Genomic DNA, 15,502 nt, shown 5'->3' on the forward strand with positions numbered 1-15,502 from the left:
ACGGGGCGGCCGCGCCCCGCCCGCTTGCGTCAGGTCGCGCTGCCCGAAATCTTCGGCGTCGACGTCTCGACGTCGCCGCACTGCGCGCGATGGCGCAGCGCATGGTCGATCAGCACCAGCGCGAGCATCGACTCGGCGATCGGCGTCGCACGAATGCCGACGCACGGATCGTGGCGGCCGAACGTCTCCACCGTCGCCTGTTCGCCGGCCTTCGTGATCGAACGGCGCGGCGTGCGGATGCTCGACGTCGGTTTGATCGCGATCGACACGGTGATGTCCTGCCCCGTCGAGATCCCGCCCAGCACGCCGCCCGAATGGTTGCCGACGAAGCCGCTCGGCGTCAGTTCGTCGCCGTGCACCGAGCCGCGCTGCGCGACGCTGCCGAAACCCGCGCCGATCTCGACGCCCTTCACCGCGTTGATGCTCATCATCGCCTTCGCGATGTCCGCATCGAGCCGATCGAACACGGGCTCGCCCCAGCCGACCGGCACGCCCGACGCGACGACATCGATACGCGCGCCGATCGAATCGCCGTCCTTGCGCAGCGCATCCATGTAGGCCTCGAGCTCCGGCACGACCGCCGCGTTCGGCGAGAAGAACGGATTCTCGTGCACGTGCGACCAGTCGACGAACGGCACGTCGATCTCGCCGAGGCCGCTCATGTAGCCGCGCACCTCGACGCCGAAGCGCTCGCGCAGCCACTTCTTCGCGACCGCACCCGCGCCGACGATCGGCGCGGTCAGGCGCGCGGACGAACGGCCGCCGCCGCGATAATCGCGAATGCCGTATTTCTGCCAGTAGGTGTAATCGGCGTGGCCGGGGCGGAACGTCTCGACGATGTTGCCGTAGTCCTTGCTGCGCTGGTCGGTGTTGCGGATCAACAGCGCGATCGGCGTGCCGGTCGTCAAGCCTTCGAACACGCCCGACAGGATCTCGACCTCGTCGGCCTCCTGCCGTTGCGTCACGTGCCGCGACGTGCCGGGCTTGCGGCGATCCAGTTCGCCCTGGATGTCGGCTTCGGTCAGCCCCATCCCCGGCGGGCAGCCGTCGATCACGCAGCCGATCGCGGGACCGTGCGATTCGCCGAAGGTCGTGACAGTGAAAAGCGTGCCGAGGGTATTGCCGGACATGATGGAACCGCCCAAATAGAAATGGGCAAACCGATGCGCTGCCCGGGCCGCAGGCAGGTCGATCGTTTGCCGGTCGAGAAAAAGAGGTAAGGCGCTATTATGCCAGCCGTCCCGGGCGCGCGGGCCGCATGAAACGCAGGCCGGGCGCACGGGGGCGTGCACGTACGGCCCCGACGGTGCGGCCGGAAGTCCGTTCAGGCCCGGTTGGTTGCAGCCGAATGCCTGCCCGGAGCGCCGCCGGCGGGCGCCCGCCTACTTCCGCGCGCCGCGCAGTTCGGTGACCGCAGCCTGCAGCGCCTCGGGTGTCGCGACCGATGCCGGGACCGGTTCGCCGACCGCCAGCGTCAGGCGGCTCATCACGCCGCGCTTGATGGGCCGCGGCATCCGCGCATCGGAATGCCGTGAAAAATAACTGCCCCACAGCCCGCGCAGCGCCATCGGAATCACCGGCGCCGGCGTGCGGGTCAGAATCTCGGTGATGCCGTGATGGAACGTGTTGATGTCGCCCGTCTTCGTCAGCTTGCCCTCGGGGAAGATGCACACGAGTTCGCCATCCTTCAGCGCGGCCTCGCACGCGTCGTACGCGCGCGCGAGCATCGCGGGATCCTCGTGGCGCGGCGCGATCGGGATCGCCTTCGCATGACGGAACACCCAGCCCGCGAAGCGCGTCTTGAAGATCCGGTGATCCATCACGAAACGGATCGGGCGCGGGCTCGCGGCGGCCAGCACGAGCGCGTCGACGTAGCTGACGTGGTTGCACACGAGCACCGCGCCGCCCTCTTCCGGGATCCGCTCCGCGTGCACGAGGCGAATCCGGTAGAAGGTGTGCACGAGCACCCACGCGACGAAGCGCAGCAGGAATTCGGGCACGAGCAGGTAGATATACGCCGCGACGATGACGTTCAGCAACGCGGTGACGAGGAACAGGCCCGGGATGCCGACGCCGGCCTTGGTCAACCCCATCGCCATCAACGCCGACAGGATCATGAACAGCGCGTTCAGGATGTTGTTCGCGGCGATGATCCGCGCGCGGTGCGTCGGCGCGCTGCGGCTCTGGATCAGCGCGTACAGCGGCACGCTGTAGAAGCCGCCGAACATCGCCAGCAGGAACAGGTCCGCAAGGATGCGCCAGTGGCGCGCGCCGGCCAGGAATTCGCCGACCGACAGCAGATGGCCGGGCGACGGCAGCGCGTGGCTCGCGAAATACAGCTCGATCGCGAACACGCTGATGCCGATCGAGCCGAGCGGCACGAGACCGATCTCGACGCGCCGCTGCGACAGCCGCTCGCACAGCAGCGAGCCGAGGCCAATGCCGACCGAGAATGTCGCAAGCAGAATCGTGACGACGTCGGGGCTCGCGGACAGCACGTCCTTCGCGAAATTGAAGAACGACGTGAGGAACGTCGCGCCGACGAACCACAGCCACGAGATGCCGAGCAGGCTCAGGAACACGGTGCGATTCTGGCGCGCGAGCCCGAGGTTGCGCCAGGTCTCGCTGACCGGATTCCAGTTGATCACGAGATCGGGCTGCGGCGCCGGCGTGGACGGCACGCGCTGCGCGACGAGCCGCCCCGCGAGCGCGATCACGACGACGCTCACCGCGAGCACGCGCTCGCCGCTGCCTTCGATGCCGGCGGCCGCGCCGCCGATGAGCGTGCCGATCAGGATCGCAATGAACGTGCCCATCTCGACGAGGCCGTTGCCGCCGACCAGCTCATGCTCGGCGAGATGCTGCGGCAGGTACGAATACTTGACGGGCCCGAACAGCGTCGAGTGCATCCCCATCATGAACGTACACAGATACAGCAGGGCCGCGCTGTGCGTGACGAAACCGGCCGCGCCGACCAGCATCAGCGCGATCTCGAAGGTCTTCACGAAACGCGTGAGGGTCGCCTTGTCGTATTTGTCGGCGATCTGGCCGGACGTCGCCGAGAACAGCACGAACGGCAGAATGAAAATGGCGGAAATCAGGAATGCGGCGGTCTTCGCATCGACGCCGGAGAACCGTGCGGTGTGATACGTGACGAGCGACGTGAAGCCGATCTTGAAGACGTTGTCGTTCAGCGCGCCGAGAAACTGGGTCGTGAAGAACGGCGCGAAACGGCGCTCGCGCAGCAGGTCGAACTGGGACGCGTGGGCGCGCCGTTCTGCGCGCTGCCCCGATGTGGCTTGCGTTTGATCGCTCATGCGGAATACGCGTGCGTCGTCTGGGCGAAGCTGCGCGGGCCTTGTGTTGTCGTTGAAAAAACGGCGGCGCAGGACAAACCTGCGCCGCCGCGTGCCGGATGGCGGCGCCCACGCATCACGGCGACGGGCGCGGCATGGTTCACGGCTTGTGCGCTTCGGCTTCCGATTCCGGCCAGTCGCGGATGTATGCCTTCAGCATCCGGTTCTCGAAGCTCTGCGCCTCGACGACCGTCTTCGCGACGTCGTAGAACGAGATGACGCCCATCAGCACCTTCTTGTCGAGCACGGGCATGTAGCGCGCGTGGCGCTCGAGCATCATCCGGCGCACTTCGTTGACGTCGGTTTCCGGTGTGCACGTGAGCGGCTCGTCCATCACCTTGCGCACCTGCACGTCTCCGATCGCGCCGCCGTTGGTGTGCAGGCGCAGGATGATCTCGCGGAACGTCAGCATCCCGACGAGATCGCCGTACTCCATCACGACGAGCGAACCGATATCGTGCTCTGCCATCGTATCGACCGCCTCGCGCAGCGGCATATCGGGCGTCACCGTAAACAGCGTGTTGCCTTTCACTTTCAGAATATCGCTGACGCGCATCTTAGTCCCCTCATGCTTGAATGCGAATGCAAAACCTCTTTCGATCGTATCGGAAAGCCTGTCAAAAGGAAAGCTCAGGCCGGTGCGGTCAGCCGCCCCCCGCTTGCGGATGCCGGCCGCCCGCCGCACAATGATCCCATCGACAGCCGCCCGAGGAGACGGCCATGGCGCATACGCATTCGGAGCAATTCGCGAGCTTCGCCGATTTCTACCCGTATTACCTGAACGAACACCAGAACCTGACGTCGCGGCGGCTGCACTTCATCGGCTCGCTCGGCGTGATCGGCTGCGTCGCGATGGCGATCGCGACCGGCCACTGGCTGTGGCTGCCGGCGGCGGTCGTCTGCGGCTACGGGTTCGCGTGGGTCGGGCACTTCTTCTTCGAGAAAAACCGCCCGGCCACGTTCCGGCACCCGATCTACAGCCTGATGGGTGACTGGGTGATGTTCAAGGACATCTGCACCGGCAAGATTCCGCTGTAATCACCGTTCACGCGGGCCGCGGCGGCCGCGCGTGCGGATCGGGTACGCCGTCCGGAGACTGCCCGGGAATACCCGCCGGCTGCGCGCCCGCGAGCCGGTGCGCGGCGATCAGTGAGGCGAGCGACACGTCGAAGCGGTCGCTCGACAGCACCGCGAGCAGCGCCGCACCGTCGACATGGCTGCGGCGCCGCTGCAACTGGTAGGTCAGCTCCGTGCGGTCGATCACCAGCACGTCGAACAGTTGCGCGAGCGTCAACTCTTCCGGGTTCGCGAGCAGGATGAAGCGCGGCGTGGCGTCGCCGCCGCCGTCGAGGCGCGCAATCCATTCCCGCTCTTCCATCGTCGTCAGCAACCGCTGCGCGGTTTCCATGTCGCACCGCAACATCGTCGCGAGCCGCATCGCCGTGTAACCGCGCTTGCCGGCCGCGCGCGCCTCGGCCAGCCGGGCGAGCAGCTCGAGCGCGTCGAGCAGGTCGCTGCCCGGATAGTGGATGCGGTGGAACTGGCCGACGCGGATCGCCGGCAGCGCGGAGGCCACCATCGCGCCGAGCAGCGCGATGAACCAGCTCAGGTACACCCACAGCAGGAACACGGGCAGCGCCGCGAACGCGCCGTAGACGGCCGTATAGGTCGGAATGCGCCGCACGTAGTAGCCGAAGCCGCGTTTCGCGAACTCGAACGCGATGGCCGCGAACAGCCCGCCGATCACCGCGTCGCGCCATGCGACCGTGCAGTTCGGCAGGTACACGTACAGCAGCGTGAACGCGAGCACCGTCAGCGGCAGCGACGCGAGCGCGAGCAGCCACTCGACGATCGACGTGGACGGCCCCGCGCCGGTGAACGCGAGCGACTGCGTGAACAGGTACGACGAGATCGACAGGCTCACGCCGAACAGCAAGGGGCCAAGCGTGATCAGCGCCCAGTACGCAAGCACGCGCTGCGCGAACGGCCGCGGCTTGCGCACGCGCCAGATCAGGTTGAACGCCGATTCGATCGTCATCATCGTCATCACCGACGTGACGACGAGCACGATCAAGCCGGCCGTCGTCAGCCCCTTGGCCTTCGACGCGAACTGGTTCAGGTACTTGAAGATCTGGACGTTGAACTGCGCGGGCATCAGGTGATCCGCGAGGAACCCCTGCAGCGAGATCTGGAACGACGCGAACATCGGGAACGCGGTGAACAGCGCGAACGCAACCGTCACGAGCGGCACGAGCGCCAGCATCGTCGTGAATGTCAGGCTGCCCGCCACTTGCGGGATGCGATCCTCGGCGCTGCGCCGGGCCGCGAACTGCGCGAGGCGCTTGAGGGTGTCGAGATCGACGCTCAACTTCGGCAAACGGCTTCTCCTTCCTGATGCCGCGCGCCTGATGGCGCGCCGCCGCCGCGCTGCGCGACGGCTTCAGCCCCTATAATAGCCGCTCGATCCAGCAGGGGCCGACTGCACCGGGCACGCGCGCGGCCGCACGCGGCTCCGTAGCCCATGAAAGACATCCTCGTCCTCTATTACAGCCGTCACGGCGCCACGCGCGACCTCGCGCTCGCGATCGCGAACGGCATCGACAGCGTGCCGGGCATGCAGGCGCGCATCCGCACCGTGCCGCCCGTGTCGACCGTCTGCGAAAGCACCGCCCCCGACATCCCCGCCGACGGCCCGCCGTACGCGGAATTGCGCGACCTCGAGGAATGCGCGGGCCTCGCGCTCGGCTCGCCGACCCGCTTCGGCAACATGGCCGCGTCGCTCAAGTATTTCCTCGACGGCACGACGCCGCAATGGCTGTCGGGCGCACTGACCGGCAAGCCGGCGAGCGTGTTCACGTCGACGGGCAGCCTGCACGGCGGCCAGGAATCGACACTGCTGTCGATGATGCTGCCGCTGTTGCATCACGGGATGATGATCGTCGGCATCCCGTACACCGAATCCGCACTCAGCACGACGCGCACCGGCGGCACGCCGTACGGCGCATCGCATGTGTCGCATCACGATCGCGACGCGCCCGGCGGGCTGTCGGCGGACGAAAAGGCACTCGCGGCCGCTCTCGGCGTGCGGCTCGCGCGCGCGGCGGCCGCCCTCGCCGCCGCCGAGGCCGCATGAACGCCCCCGCCCGCCCCGCCGTCGCGGCCCGGCCGCGTTATGCGCTGGCCGCCGCCGCGTGCCTCGTCGCGCTGATCGCGCTGTCGCTCGCATGGGAGCTGTGGCTCGCGCCGCTGCGCCCGGGCGGCTCCGCGCTGATGCTCAAGGCCGTGCCGCTCGCGCTCGCGCTGCCCGGCGTCTGGCGGCGTAACATCTATACGTTGCAGTGGGCGAGCATGCTGATTCTCGTTTATTTCGCCGAAGGCATCGTGCGCGGCATGTCCGATCGCGGGCTGTCCGCCACGCTCGGCTGGTGCGAGACCGCGCTCGCCGTCGGCTTCTTCGTGGCGGCGCTGGCGTACGTCGCGCCGTTCAAGCGCGCGGCGAAAAAAGCGCGTGCCGCGTCCTGACCCTTACGCGACAAGGTGATGATGTCCTCCGAAGCTTTCGTTTCCGCGTGCCGCGACGCGATCGGCGCCGACCACGTGCTGACCGACCCGCACGATACCGAACCGTTCCTGACCGACTGGCGGCGCCGCTACAAGGGTGCCGCGTGCGCGGTGCTGAAGCCCGCCGACACGACCGAAGTTGCCGCGCTCGTGAAGCTGGCCAACGCGCACGGCATCGCGCTCGTGCCGCAAGGCGGCAACACGGGCCTCGCCGGAGGCGCAACGCCCGACGCGAGCGGCAGCCAGGCCGTCCTGAGCGTCGCGCGGCTGAACCGCCTGCGCGCGCTCGATCCGCACAACAACACGATCACCGTCGAAGCCGGCGTGATCCTCGCCGACGTGCAGGCGCGCGCCCGCGAAGGCGGCCGGCTGTTCGCGCTGAGCCTCGCGGCGGAAGGCAGCTGCACGATCGGCGGCAACCTGTCGACCAATGCGGGCGGCACCGCGGTGCTGCGCTACGGCAACGCGCGCGAGCTGTGCCTCGGGCTCGAGGTCGTGACGCCGCAGGGCGAGATCTGGGACGGCCTGCGCGGACTGCGCAAGGACAACACGGGCTACGACCTGCGCGACCTGTTCATCGGCGCGGAAGGCACGCTCGGGATCATCACCGCGGCCGTGATGAAGCTGCACCCGCTGCCGGCCGCGCAGGTCACGGCACTGGCCGCGCTCGAGTCACCGCACGCGGCGCTCGATTTCCTCGCGCTCGCGCAGCGCGCGGCCGGGCCGCTGCTGACCGGCTTCGAGCTGATGTCGGATTTCTGCATGCAGCTGGTCGGCAAGCACTACCCGCAACTGCGCTACCCGTTCGCGCAGACGCATGCGCAGACGGTGCTGCTCGAACTGTCCGACAACGAAAGCGAAGCCCATGCGCGCGCGCTGTTCGAGAAACTGATGGAAGAAGCGTTCGAGGCCGGGCTCGTGGTCGACGCGGTGGTCGCGGAGAATCTCGCGCAGTCGCGCGCGTTCTGGGACCTGCGCGAGCACATCCCGCTCGCGCAGGCCGACGAAGGGCTCAACATCAAGCACGACATCGCGGTGCCGATCTCGTCGGTCGCGCGTTTCATCGACGAGACCGACGCGGCAATCCAGCAGGCCGCGCCGGGCGCGCGGATGGTCACGTTCGGCCACCTCGGCGACGGCAACCTGCACTACAACGTGCAGATGCCCGAAGGCGGCGATCCGAAAGCGTTCCTTGCCGCGTTCCAGGCACCGATCAACCGGATCGTCTACGACAACGTGCACCGCCACCGCGGCACGATCAGTGCGGAGCACGGCATCGGCCAGCTGAAGATCGACGATGCGCAGCGCTACAAGTCGCCGGTCGAAACGACGCTGATGCGCACGCTGAAGACCGCGCTGGACCCGCGCGGCCTGATGAACCCCGGCAAGGTCCTGCGCTGAACCCGCCCACTCCGGAGCGAAGCCCGTGAAAGTCCGCGTCCTGTCCGACCTGCATCTCGAAAGCAACCAGCCCGACACCATCGCGCATGCCGACGCGGATCTCGTCGTACTGGCCGGCGACATCCACAATCACGCGGAAGGGCTGCGCTGGGCCGCCGAGACGTTCGACCCTGACGTGCCGGTGATCTACGTGCCGGGCAACCACGAGTACTACGACGGGGAATTCGGCGCGCTGGAGACGGCGATGCGCGACGCCGCGCATACGCTCGACAACGTGCATTACCTGAACAACGGCGTCTACGTCGATCCCGAACAGCGCTTCCGCGTGCTCGGCACGACGCTCTGGGCCGATTTCTCACTGTTCGGCGCGGACGACGCCAGCATCGCCAATGCAATCGACGCCGCGCTGCGCGTGATGCTCGATTTCAAGGGATTGATCCAGGTGACCTGGCCGCACGACGCGGCGCTGCATGCGGCACCGGGCGCCGCGGAACGGGATTTCTCGCCCGCCGACGCGATCGCGTTGCATCGGCAAGGCCGCGCGTGGCTGGAAGCGCAGCTCGCGGTGCCGTTCGCGGGCCGGACGATCGTCGTCACCCATCATGCGCCGCACCGGCGCTCGCTGGCGGAACGCTATGCGCAAGACCTCGCTTCGGCGGGATTCGTCACGGACATGGCGGAACTGGTGCGGCCGCCGGTGGATCTGTGGCTCCACGGCCACACGCATACGTCATTCGACTACGTTGCGGACGGCGGCACACGCGTGGTGTGCAACCCGCGCGGCTACATCCACCGGCGCACCGGCGAACGGGAAAATACCGCGTTCGCGTGGGACAAGGTCGTCGAGCTCGGCTGAACGCCGGCCCGCCCGGCCGCGTTGCGCGGCCTACTCCGACCCGAGCTGATATGACCCGATCAGCGGTCGTTACGGCGCGCGCCGTGCTGGGCCTCGCGCACGCGCACCGGCACCGGCTTCATCTGCGCCTTCGCCTTCATCGCACGCAGCAGGTCGCGGGTCGCCGCGGCGGCAGCGGCCGCGCCAAGCAGGACGCCAAGGCCGATCATCAGGTGCGTATCCATTGCTACTCCGGTGTGACGTATCTCGATAATTCCCACAGTATCAAACTGTCTGGCACGCGTTCGTAAAAAAATGTTGCGTGAAGGACAAATCTGGTCAGATTGCGGTCGACCGCGCGCTCATGTCGCACGCGTGTACTGCTCGAGCGCGGCTTCGTCGGCTTCGAGCGTGGTCGGCAGCTCGTCGCGCAGGAAATCGACCCAGGTGCGAATTTTCGCGTCGAGGTACTGGCGCGACGGGTACAACGCGTAGATGTTCATCACGTGCGACCGGTACTCGGGCATCACGCGCACGATGTGTCCGCTGCGCAGCCAGCCGATCGCCGAATAAAGCGGCAGCCCGCCGACCCCCATCCCCTCCCGCACGGCCACCGCGAGCGCCTCGGCGACGTTCACGCGAAACGGCGGCGCCGTGATCGGGACGATCTCGTCGCCGTTCGGCCCCGCCAGCACCCATTCGTCGTAGTGAAAGCCCGGCGCGACCATCCCGAGGCACACGTGCTGCGCGAGATCCGCCGGCCGCAGCGGCACGCCGTGCGCCTCGACGTAGCCGGGCGACGCGCACACCACGCTGTAGCTCTCGCCGAGCCGCTGCGACACGAGCCCCGAATCGGGCAGATCGCGGCCGACGACGATCGCGACGTCGTACCCCTCGTCGAGCAGATCGGGCATCCGCTGCGCGAGCGTCAACTCGACGTGCACGTCCGGATAGCGCTCGCGATAGCGCGCGATGGCCGGCACCAGGTAGTGCTGGCCGAGGCTCGTGAAGCAATGGACCTTCAGCTTGCCCGACGGCCGCGCGTGCGCGTCGCCCGCCTCGGCTTCGGCCTGGTCGACATACGCGAGGATCTGCTCGCAACGCTGCAGATAGCGCTCACCGGCTTCGGTCAGCGCGATCCGCCGCGTCGTGCGGTTCAGGAGACGCGTGCGCAGGTGCGCCTCGAGATCCGAGACCGCGCGCGACGCGTAGGCGGTGGTCGAATTCATCTGCTGGGCGGCCGCGGTAAAGCTTCCCGCGTCGACCACACGGACGAATACCCGCATGTTTTGTAACGTATCCATCCCAATACCCGTTTGAATCCGGAGGGATTGTTGCACAGAGGCCAACAAATATTATCTCAGGATTCGTAAAAATGACTTGCACCGTTGTCCATTTATTCAGGAATCGCTGAAAAATATAATCGCATCCGGCTCATCTATATCCGAAAGGGAGAAAATCGTGCAGTCTCCGGCAACAAAAGGGACGCTCGCACTGGCGGTTCTTGCAGTCTCATTAATAATGGCCGGATGCGCCAGCATGGGCGACAACAAGCCGCAGTCGGCCCGCCTCGAAGCGAACGCGCTCGACGCCGGGGCGGCCATCCGCGCGGCCGACCGTGACGCGGGCTGGCCCGCGGCCGACTGGTGGCGCGCCTACCGCGATCCGCAACTCGACACGTGGGTCGCCGCCGCCCAGGCCAGCAACCCGACGCTCGCGGCCGCCGAGGCACGGGTGCGCGAAGCGCAGGCAATGGCGCGTGTCGCCCGCTCGGCCGAACTGCCGCAGATCAACGGCAACCTGTCGCTGATGCGCGAGCACTGGCCCGACAACGTGTACTACGGCCCGGGCCCGCTCGCGAACGCCGATACCTGGAACAACACGGGCACGCTCGGCCTGTCGTACCACCTCGACCTGTGGGGCAAGGACAAGAACACGACCGAGCGCGCACTCGACACCGCGCATGCGACCGCCGCCGACGCGCGTGCGGCGAAGCTCGAGCTCGAAGTCAACGTCGTGCGCGCGTATGTCGGCATGTCGATGAACTATGCGCTGCTCGACCTCGCGCACGAAACCTTCGAACGCCAGCGCTCGCTCGCCGATCTCGCGCGCAAGCGGCTGCAGGCCGGCCTCGGCACGCAGCTCGAAGTAAGCCAGGCGGAATCGACGCTGCCCGACTACGAACGCCAGATCGACAGCTACGAAGAAGCGATCCAGCTCGCGCGCCACCAGCTCGCCGCGCTGGCCGGCAAGGGCCCGGGCGCAGGCGACGCGATCAAGCGGCCGCAGCTCTCGCTCGACGCGCCGGCCGGCCTGCCGTCGGCCATGCCGGCCGACCTGCTCGGCCGCCGCCCCGACGTGGTCGCGGCGCGCTGGACGGTCGACGCGCAGGCGCGCGGCATCGATGTCGCGAAGGCGTCGTTCTACCCGAACATCGACCTGCTCGCGACGGTCGGCGGCTTCGGCGTGACCGCGCCGTTCACCGACTTCCTGCGCGCGATGAACGGCGGCTGGACGGCCGGCCCCGCGCTGTCGCTGCCGATCTTCGAAGGCGGCCGGCTGCGCGCGCAGCTCGGCGCGGCAACGGCCGGCTACGACCAGGCAGTCGAGCGCTACAACCAGACGATCGTCGGCGCGCTCAAGGACATCGCCGACCAGGTCGTGCGGATCCGTTCGCTCGATACGCAGAAGAAGGACGCCGCACGCTCGGTGGCCGCCAACGACCGCAGCTACCAGCTGTCGCGCGAAGGCTTCCGCCGCGGGCTGACCGATTACGTGAACGTGCTGATCGCGCAACAGCAACTGCTGCGCGCGCAGGAGACGGCCGCCCGCATCGATGCGGAACGCCTCGCCGCGCATGCGCAGTTGATGGCCGCGCTCGGCGGCGGTGTAGAAACGGGCCGCGACGTTCGGGGCGGCCATCCGCCGAATGACGAACCCGCTGCGGCCGCCGCGTCGGGTGCAAAACCCGCCGCGGCGGTCGCCCGGCCCGCGCAGGTCGCCACCGCCGGCGCGTCCGGCGTGCCGGCCGCACGGTAACGCGGAGCGCCCGCCATGTCAGCCTCCTCCTCCGCTTCCACGCACGCCGGCGGTCCGCTCGCGGCCTGGTACGCCGCGTTCGGCGACTGGGCCCGCACCGACGGTGCCGCGTGGCTCTATCTGTTCAAGGCGCTGCTCGCCGCGTTCATCGCAACCGGCGTGTCGATGCGGCTCGACCTGCCCGCACCGAAAACGGCGATGACGACGGTGTTCATCGTGATGCAGCCGCAAAGCGGCGCGGTGCTCGCGAAGAGCTTCTATCGCGTCGCCGGCACGATCTTCGGGCTCATCGCGACGCTCACATTCGTTGGGCTGTTCCCGCAGCAGCCGCAGCTGTTCCTGCTGGCGGTCGCGTTGTGGGTCGCGCTGTGCACGGCCGGCGCCGCGCGCAACCGCAACTTCCGCAGCTACGGTTTCCTGCTGGCCGGTTATACGACCGCGCTGATCGGACTGCCCGCTTCGCAGCACCCGGACGGCGCGTTCATGAGCGCGCTGACGCGGGTGGCCGAAATCATGGTCGGGATCGTGTCGGCCGGCGTGGTCAGCGCGCTCGTGTTTCCGCAGTACACGGGCGAGCAGATGCGCACGACAGTGCGCAAACGCTTCGGCAGCTTCGTCGACTACGTCGCGTCGGCGCTGTCGGGCAAGCTCGACCGCGCGCATATCGAAACCATCCATACGCGCTTCGTCGCCGACGTGGTCGGGTTCGAAGCCGCGCGCAGCATGGCCGTGTTCGAGGATCCGGACACGCGGATGCGCAGCGGCCGCCTCGCGCGGCTGAACAGCGAATTCATGAGCGCGTCGAGCCGTTTCCATGCACTGCACCAGTTGATGAACCGGCTGCATGCGATCGGCGCGCAGGCCGCGATCGACGCGATCGAGCCGTACTTCCGCGAGATCGCGCCGCTGCTGCTGACGCCGGCCGGCGAACCCGTGCGCACGTCGACCGACGCGGGGCACGCGGCGGAGCAACTGCTCGCGTGGCGCGATGCGCTGCCGCGCCGCATCCGCGCGACGCGCGCGGCGCTCGAAACGCAGCCGGACTTTCCGCTGCTCGACTTCGACACGGCCGCCGAACTGCTGTACCGCTTCATTACCGACCTGCACGAGTACGCGGCCACCTACGCATCGCTGTCGACGCCGACGCACGAACGCGAGCGCTGGATCGAACGCTACGAGCCGCGCACCAACATGACGGCGATGGTGATCGCGGCGATCCGCACCGCGACCGTGATCCTCCTGCTCGGCTGGTTCTGGATCGAGACGGCCTGGCCGAGCGGCGTGACGCTCACGCTGACGGCGGCGGCCACCTGCGCGCTCGCGTCGTCGACGCCGCGGCCGACCGCGATGTCCGCGCAGATGGGCATGGGGACGGCGCTCGCCGTCTGTACCGGCTTCCTGCTGACGTTCGGCATCTATCCGCACATCGACGGATTCCCGCTGCTGTGCGTCGCCCTCGCGCCGCTCCTCGCGATCGGCATCTTCATGACGTTGAAGCCGAAGCTCGCGGGCTACGGGATGGGCTACCTGATCTTCTTCAGCTTCCTCGCCGGCCCGGACAACATCACGCACTACGACCCGACCAGCTTCATGAACGACGCGCTCGCGCTCGTGCTGTCGATGCTGGTGTCGGCGATCGCGTTCGCCGTGCTGTTCCCGCCGACCGCGCCGTGGCTCAAGAAGCGGCTGTTCGCCGACCTGCGCCACCAGGCCGTCGCGGCCTGCCATGCGCGGCTCGCCGGATTGCGCACGCGTTTCGAGAGCGGTGCACGCGACCTGATGTATCAGGCGCACACGCTGTCGGCCGACCAGCCCGACGTGCAGCGCGACGCGCTGCGCTGGATGTTCGCGGTGCTCGAAACCGGCAACGCGGCGATCGACCTGCGCCACGAGCTGGCGGCGCTGCCGCCCGACCCGCGTTATGCGCCGTCGATGCCGTGGCGTCGTGCGATCGAGACGATGCGCGGCGCGCTGGCGACGCTGTTCTCGAAGCCGAGCGCCGCACGCTTCGATGCGACGCTCGCCGCGACCAATGCGGCGATCGACGCGACCCGGCAGGCACTCGACGTGTTCGCACCGTCGCGCGACGAGCGCCACCGGCTGCAGCGCATCCTGAGCCATCTTCATTTCGTGCGCACGGCACTGCTCGATCCTGAATCGCCGCTCGAGCCGCTTTACCGCAACCGCCCCGTGCGTTCCCAACCTGGAGCCTCGTCATGATGCCGCGTGAAATCGCCATTCTCGATGCCTACATGCCCACGGTGGTGCTGATGTTCGTCCTGGGCGCGCTCGCGACCTGGGCCGTCGACCGCCTGCTTGCCTATACGGGCCTCTACCGGGTCGTCTGGCACCCGTCGCTGTTCCGGGCCTGTCTTCTCGTCTGCATTTGCGGCGGACTGAGTCTTGCCGTTTACCGTTGATTCCGAACCATCATGATTCTCAGAAAACTCTTCGGCTTCGTCGCGACCGCCGTCATCCTTCTCGTCGCGATCCTGATCGGGCGCTCGCTTTGGGTGCACTACATGGACGATCCGTGGACGCGCGACGGGCGCGTGCGCGCGGAGATCGTCAACGTCGCGCCGGACGTGTCGGGCGCGATCGTCGAATTGCCCGTGCATGACAACCAGCTCGTGAAAAAGGGCGACCTGATCATGCAGATCGACCCGTCGCACTACCAGATCGCGGTCGAGCAGGCGCAGGCCGCCGTTGCCGCCCGCCGCGCGGAACTGCAAATGCGCCGCGACGACGCGGCCCGCCGCGCGGATCTCGATGCGCTCGTCGTATCGAAGGAAAACCGCGAGAACGCCGCGCACAGTGCGTCGAGCGCCGATGCGCAATACCAGCAGGCGATCGCCGCGCTCGATGCCGCGAAGCTCAACCTCGAGCGCACGCGCGTCGTCGCGCCGGTCGACGGCTACATCACGAACCTGCAGACGTTCAAGGGCAACTACGCGGTGGCCGGCCAGGCGAAGCTCGCGATCGTCGACAGCCACTCGTTCTGGGTGTACGGCTACTTCGAGGAAACCAAGCTGCCGCGCGTGAAGATCGGCGCGCCGGCCGAAATGCGGCTGATGAGCGGCGGCGTGATGAAGGGCCACGTCGAGAGCATCTCGCGCGGCATCTACGATCGCGACAACCCGCAAAGCCGCGACCTCGTCGCGGACGTGAACCCGACGTTCAACTGGGTGCGCCTCGCGCAGCGCGTGCCGGTGCGCATCCGGATCGACGAGGTGCCGGCCGACGTGGTGCTGTCGGCGGGCACGACCTGCACGGTCATCATCGATCCCGACAAGCAGAAGAAGTCGTAAGC

Annotated in this window: 15 protein-coding genes; 9 read left to right on the top strand and 6 right to left on the bottom strand. The window is 67.9% G+C overall.

The genetic code is table 11. The features are described 5' to 3' along the window. Window positions 1–29: 29 nt before the first annotated feature. The 3 genes from aroC to VL15_RS06395 form a co-directional block, all read right to left on the bottom strand. The gene (gene aroC, locus VL15_RS06385) at window positions 30–1,130 is read right to left on the bottom strand and encodes a chorismate synthase (protein WP_048244081.1); all 1,101 of its coding nucleotides are present in this window, start codon (window positions 1,128–1,130) and stop codon (window positions 30–32) included. Window positions 1,131–1,382: 252 nt separating this feature from the next. Then, window positions 1,383–3,317 (bottom strand): MFS transporter, encoded by a 1,935-nt coding sequence (locus VL15_RS06390; RefSeq protein ID WP_048244082.1) that lies wholly within the window; start codon window positions 3,315–3,317, stop codon window positions 1,383–1,385. A 139-nt stretch (window positions 3,318–3,456) separates the two neighbouring features. Further along, on the bottom strand, window positions 3,457–3,912 hold the full coding sequence (locus VL15_RS06395; protein WP_048244084.1) for a CBS domain-containing protein: 456 nt from the start codon (window positions 3,910–3,912) through the stop codon (window positions 3,457–3,459). A gap of 164 nt (window positions 3,913–4,076) precedes the next feature. Between VL15_RS06395 and VL15_RS06400 the strand changes: the two genes are divergently transcribed. Beyond that, window positions 4,077–4,394 carry an Mpo1-like protein gene (locus VL15_RS06400; RefSeq protein WP_047900495.1) on the top strand — a complete coding sequence of 106 codons (318 nt, stop codon included), beginning with the start codon at window positions 4,077–4,079 and terminating at the stop codon, window positions 4,392–4,394. A 7-nt stretch (window positions 4,395–4,401) separates the two neighbouring features. Here the strand turns inward: VL15_RS06400 and VL15_RS06405 are convergent, their stop codons facing one another. Next, on the bottom strand, window positions 4,402–5,733 hold the full coding sequence (locus VL15_RS06405) for a YihY family inner membrane protein (RefSeq protein ID WP_048244086.1): 1,332 nt from the start codon (window positions 5,731–5,733) through the stop codon (window positions 4,402–4,404). Window positions 5,734–5,877: 144 nt separating this feature from the next. Between VL15_RS06405 and wrbA the strand changes: the two genes are divergently transcribed. Genes wrbA through VL15_RS06425 form a run of 4 tightly spaced genes read left to right on the top strand, consistent with a single transcriptional unit; the run spans window position 5,878 to window position 9,174 of the window. Next, the gene (wrbA, locus tag VL15_RS06410; protein WP_048244088.1) at window positions 5,878–6,489 is read left to right on the top strand and encodes an NAD(P)H:quinone oxidoreductase; all 612 of its coding nucleotides are present in this window, start codon (window positions 5,878–5,880) and stop codon (window positions 6,487–6,489) included. Further along, window positions 6,486–6,878, top strand: coding sequence for a DUF2069 domain-containing protein (locus VL15_RS06415; RefSeq protein WP_048244090.1), 393 nt, complete (start codon window positions 6,486–6,488; stop codon window positions 6,876–6,878). Before wrbA ends, VL15_RS06415 begins: the two co-directional genes overlap by 4 nt. Before the next feature lie 18 nt (window positions 6,879–6,896). Continuing rightward, window positions 6,897–8,318, top strand: a complete 1,422-nt coding sequence (locus VL15_RS06420) for an FAD-binding oxidoreductase (protein ID WP_048244092.1) — start codon at window positions 6,897–6,899, stop codon at window positions 8,316–8,318. A gap of 25 nt (window positions 8,319–8,343) precedes the next feature. Further along, entirely contained in the window at window positions 8,344–9,174 is an 831-nt protein-coding gene (locus VL15_RS06425; RefSeq protein WP_048244094.1) for a metallophosphoesterase family protein, read from the top strand. A 59-nt stretch (window positions 9,175–9,233) separates the two neighbouring features. Here VL15_RS06425 and VL15_RS42625 read toward each other — a convergent pair whose 3' ends face one another. Further along, window positions 9,234–9,398, bottom strand: a complete 165-nt coding sequence (locus VL15_RS42625) for a hypothetical protein (RefSeq protein ID WP_196319547.1) — start codon at window positions 9,396–9,398, stop codon at window positions 9,234–9,236. A gap of 117 nt (window positions 9,399–9,515) precedes the next feature. After that, entirely contained in the window at window positions 9,516–10,457 is a 942-nt protein-coding gene (locus tag VL15_RS06430) for a LysR family transcriptional regulator (RefSeq protein ID WP_048244095.1), read from the bottom strand. A gap of 157 nt (window positions 10,458–10,614) precedes the next feature. On the opposite strand from VL15_RS06430, the gene VL15_RS06435 reads away from it, so the two are divergent. The 4 genes from VL15_RS06435 to VL15_RS06450 are packed head-to-tail and all read left to right on the top strand — an operon-like array spanning window position 10,615 to window position 15,500. Beyond that, the gene (locus tag VL15_RS06435) at window positions 10,615–12,192 is read left to right on the top strand and encodes an efflux transporter outer membrane subunit (RefSeq protein WP_080970740.1); all 1,578 of its coding nucleotides are present in this window, start codon (window positions 10,615–10,617) and stop codon (window positions 12,190–12,192) included. A gap of 15 nt (window positions 12,193–12,207) precedes the next feature. Continuing rightward, on the top strand, window positions 12,208–14,412 hold the full coding sequence (locus VL15_RS06440) for an FUSC family protein (RefSeq protein ID WP_048244097.1): 2,205 nt from the start codon (window positions 12,208–12,210) through the stop codon (window positions 14,410–14,412). Further along, on the top strand, window positions 14,409–14,612 hold the full coding sequence (locus VL15_RS06445; protein ID WP_048244099.1) for a DUF1656 domain-containing protein: 204 nt from the start codon (window positions 14,409–14,411) through the stop codon (window positions 14,610–14,612). Before VL15_RS06440 ends, VL15_RS06445 begins: the two co-directional genes overlap by 4 nt. 12 nt (window positions 14,613–14,624) lie before the next feature. Beyond that, the gene (locus VL15_RS06450; RefSeq protein WP_014897260.1) at window positions 14,625–15,500 is read left to right on the top strand and encodes an HlyD family secretion protein; all 876 of its coding nucleotides are present in this window, start codon (window positions 14,625–14,627) and stop codon (window positions 15,498–15,500) included. The last annotated feature ends 2 nt before the right edge of the window (window positions 15,501–15,502 follow it).

The organism is Burkholderia cepacia (genome assembly GCF_001039005.1).
GTDB lineage: Bacteria > Pseudomonadota > Gammaproteobacteria > Burkholderiales > Burkholderiaceae > Burkholderia > Burkholderia theae.

Coding starts and splice junctions, on each gene's coding strand:
- aroC (WP_048244081.1), bottom strand. CDS start 1,130: ATGTCCGGCAATACCCTCGGCACGCTTTTCACTGTCACGACCTTCGGC.
- VL15_RS06390 (WP_048244082.1), bottom strand. CDS start 3,317: ATGAGCGATCAAACGCAAGCCACATCGGGGCAGCGCGCAGAACGGCGC.
- VL15_RS06395 (WP_048244084.1), bottom strand. CDS start 3,912: ATGCGCGTCAGCGATATTCTGAAAGTGAAAGGCAACACGCTGTTTACG.
- VL15_RS06400 (WP_047900495.1), top strand. CDS start 4,077: ATGGCGCATACGCATTCGGAGCAATTCGCGAGCTTCGCCGATTTCTAC.
- wrbA (WP_048244088.1), top strand. CDS start 5,878: ATGAAAGACATCCTCGTCCTCTATTACAGCCGTCACGGCGCCACGCGC.
- VL15_RS06415 (WP_048244090.1), top strand. CDS start 6,486: ATGAACGCCCCCGCCCGCCCCGCCGTCGCGGCCCGGCCGCGTTATGCG.
- VL15_RS06420 (WP_048244092.1), top strand. CDS start 6,897: ATGATGTCCTCCGAAGCTTTCGTTTCCGCGTGCCGCGACGCGATCGGC.
- VL15_RS42625 (WP_196319547.1), bottom strand. CDS start 9,398: ATGGATACGCACCTGATGATCGGCCTTGGCGTCCTGCTTGGCGCGGCC.
- VL15_RS06430 (WP_048244095.1), bottom strand. CDS start 10,457: ATGGATACGTTACAAAACATGCGGGTATTCGTCCGTGTGGTCGACGCG.
- VL15_RS06440 (WP_048244097.1), top strand. CDS start 12,208: ATGTCAGCCTCCTCCTCCGCTTCCACGCACGCCGGCGGTCCGCTCGCG.
- VL15_RS06445 (WP_048244099.1), top strand. CDS start 14,409: ATGATGCCGCGTGAAATCGCCATTCTCGATGCCTACATGCCCACGGTG.
- VL15_RS06450 (WP_014897260.1), top strand. CDS start 14,625: ATGATTCTCAGAAAACTCTTCGGCTTCGTCGCGACCGCCGTCATCCTT.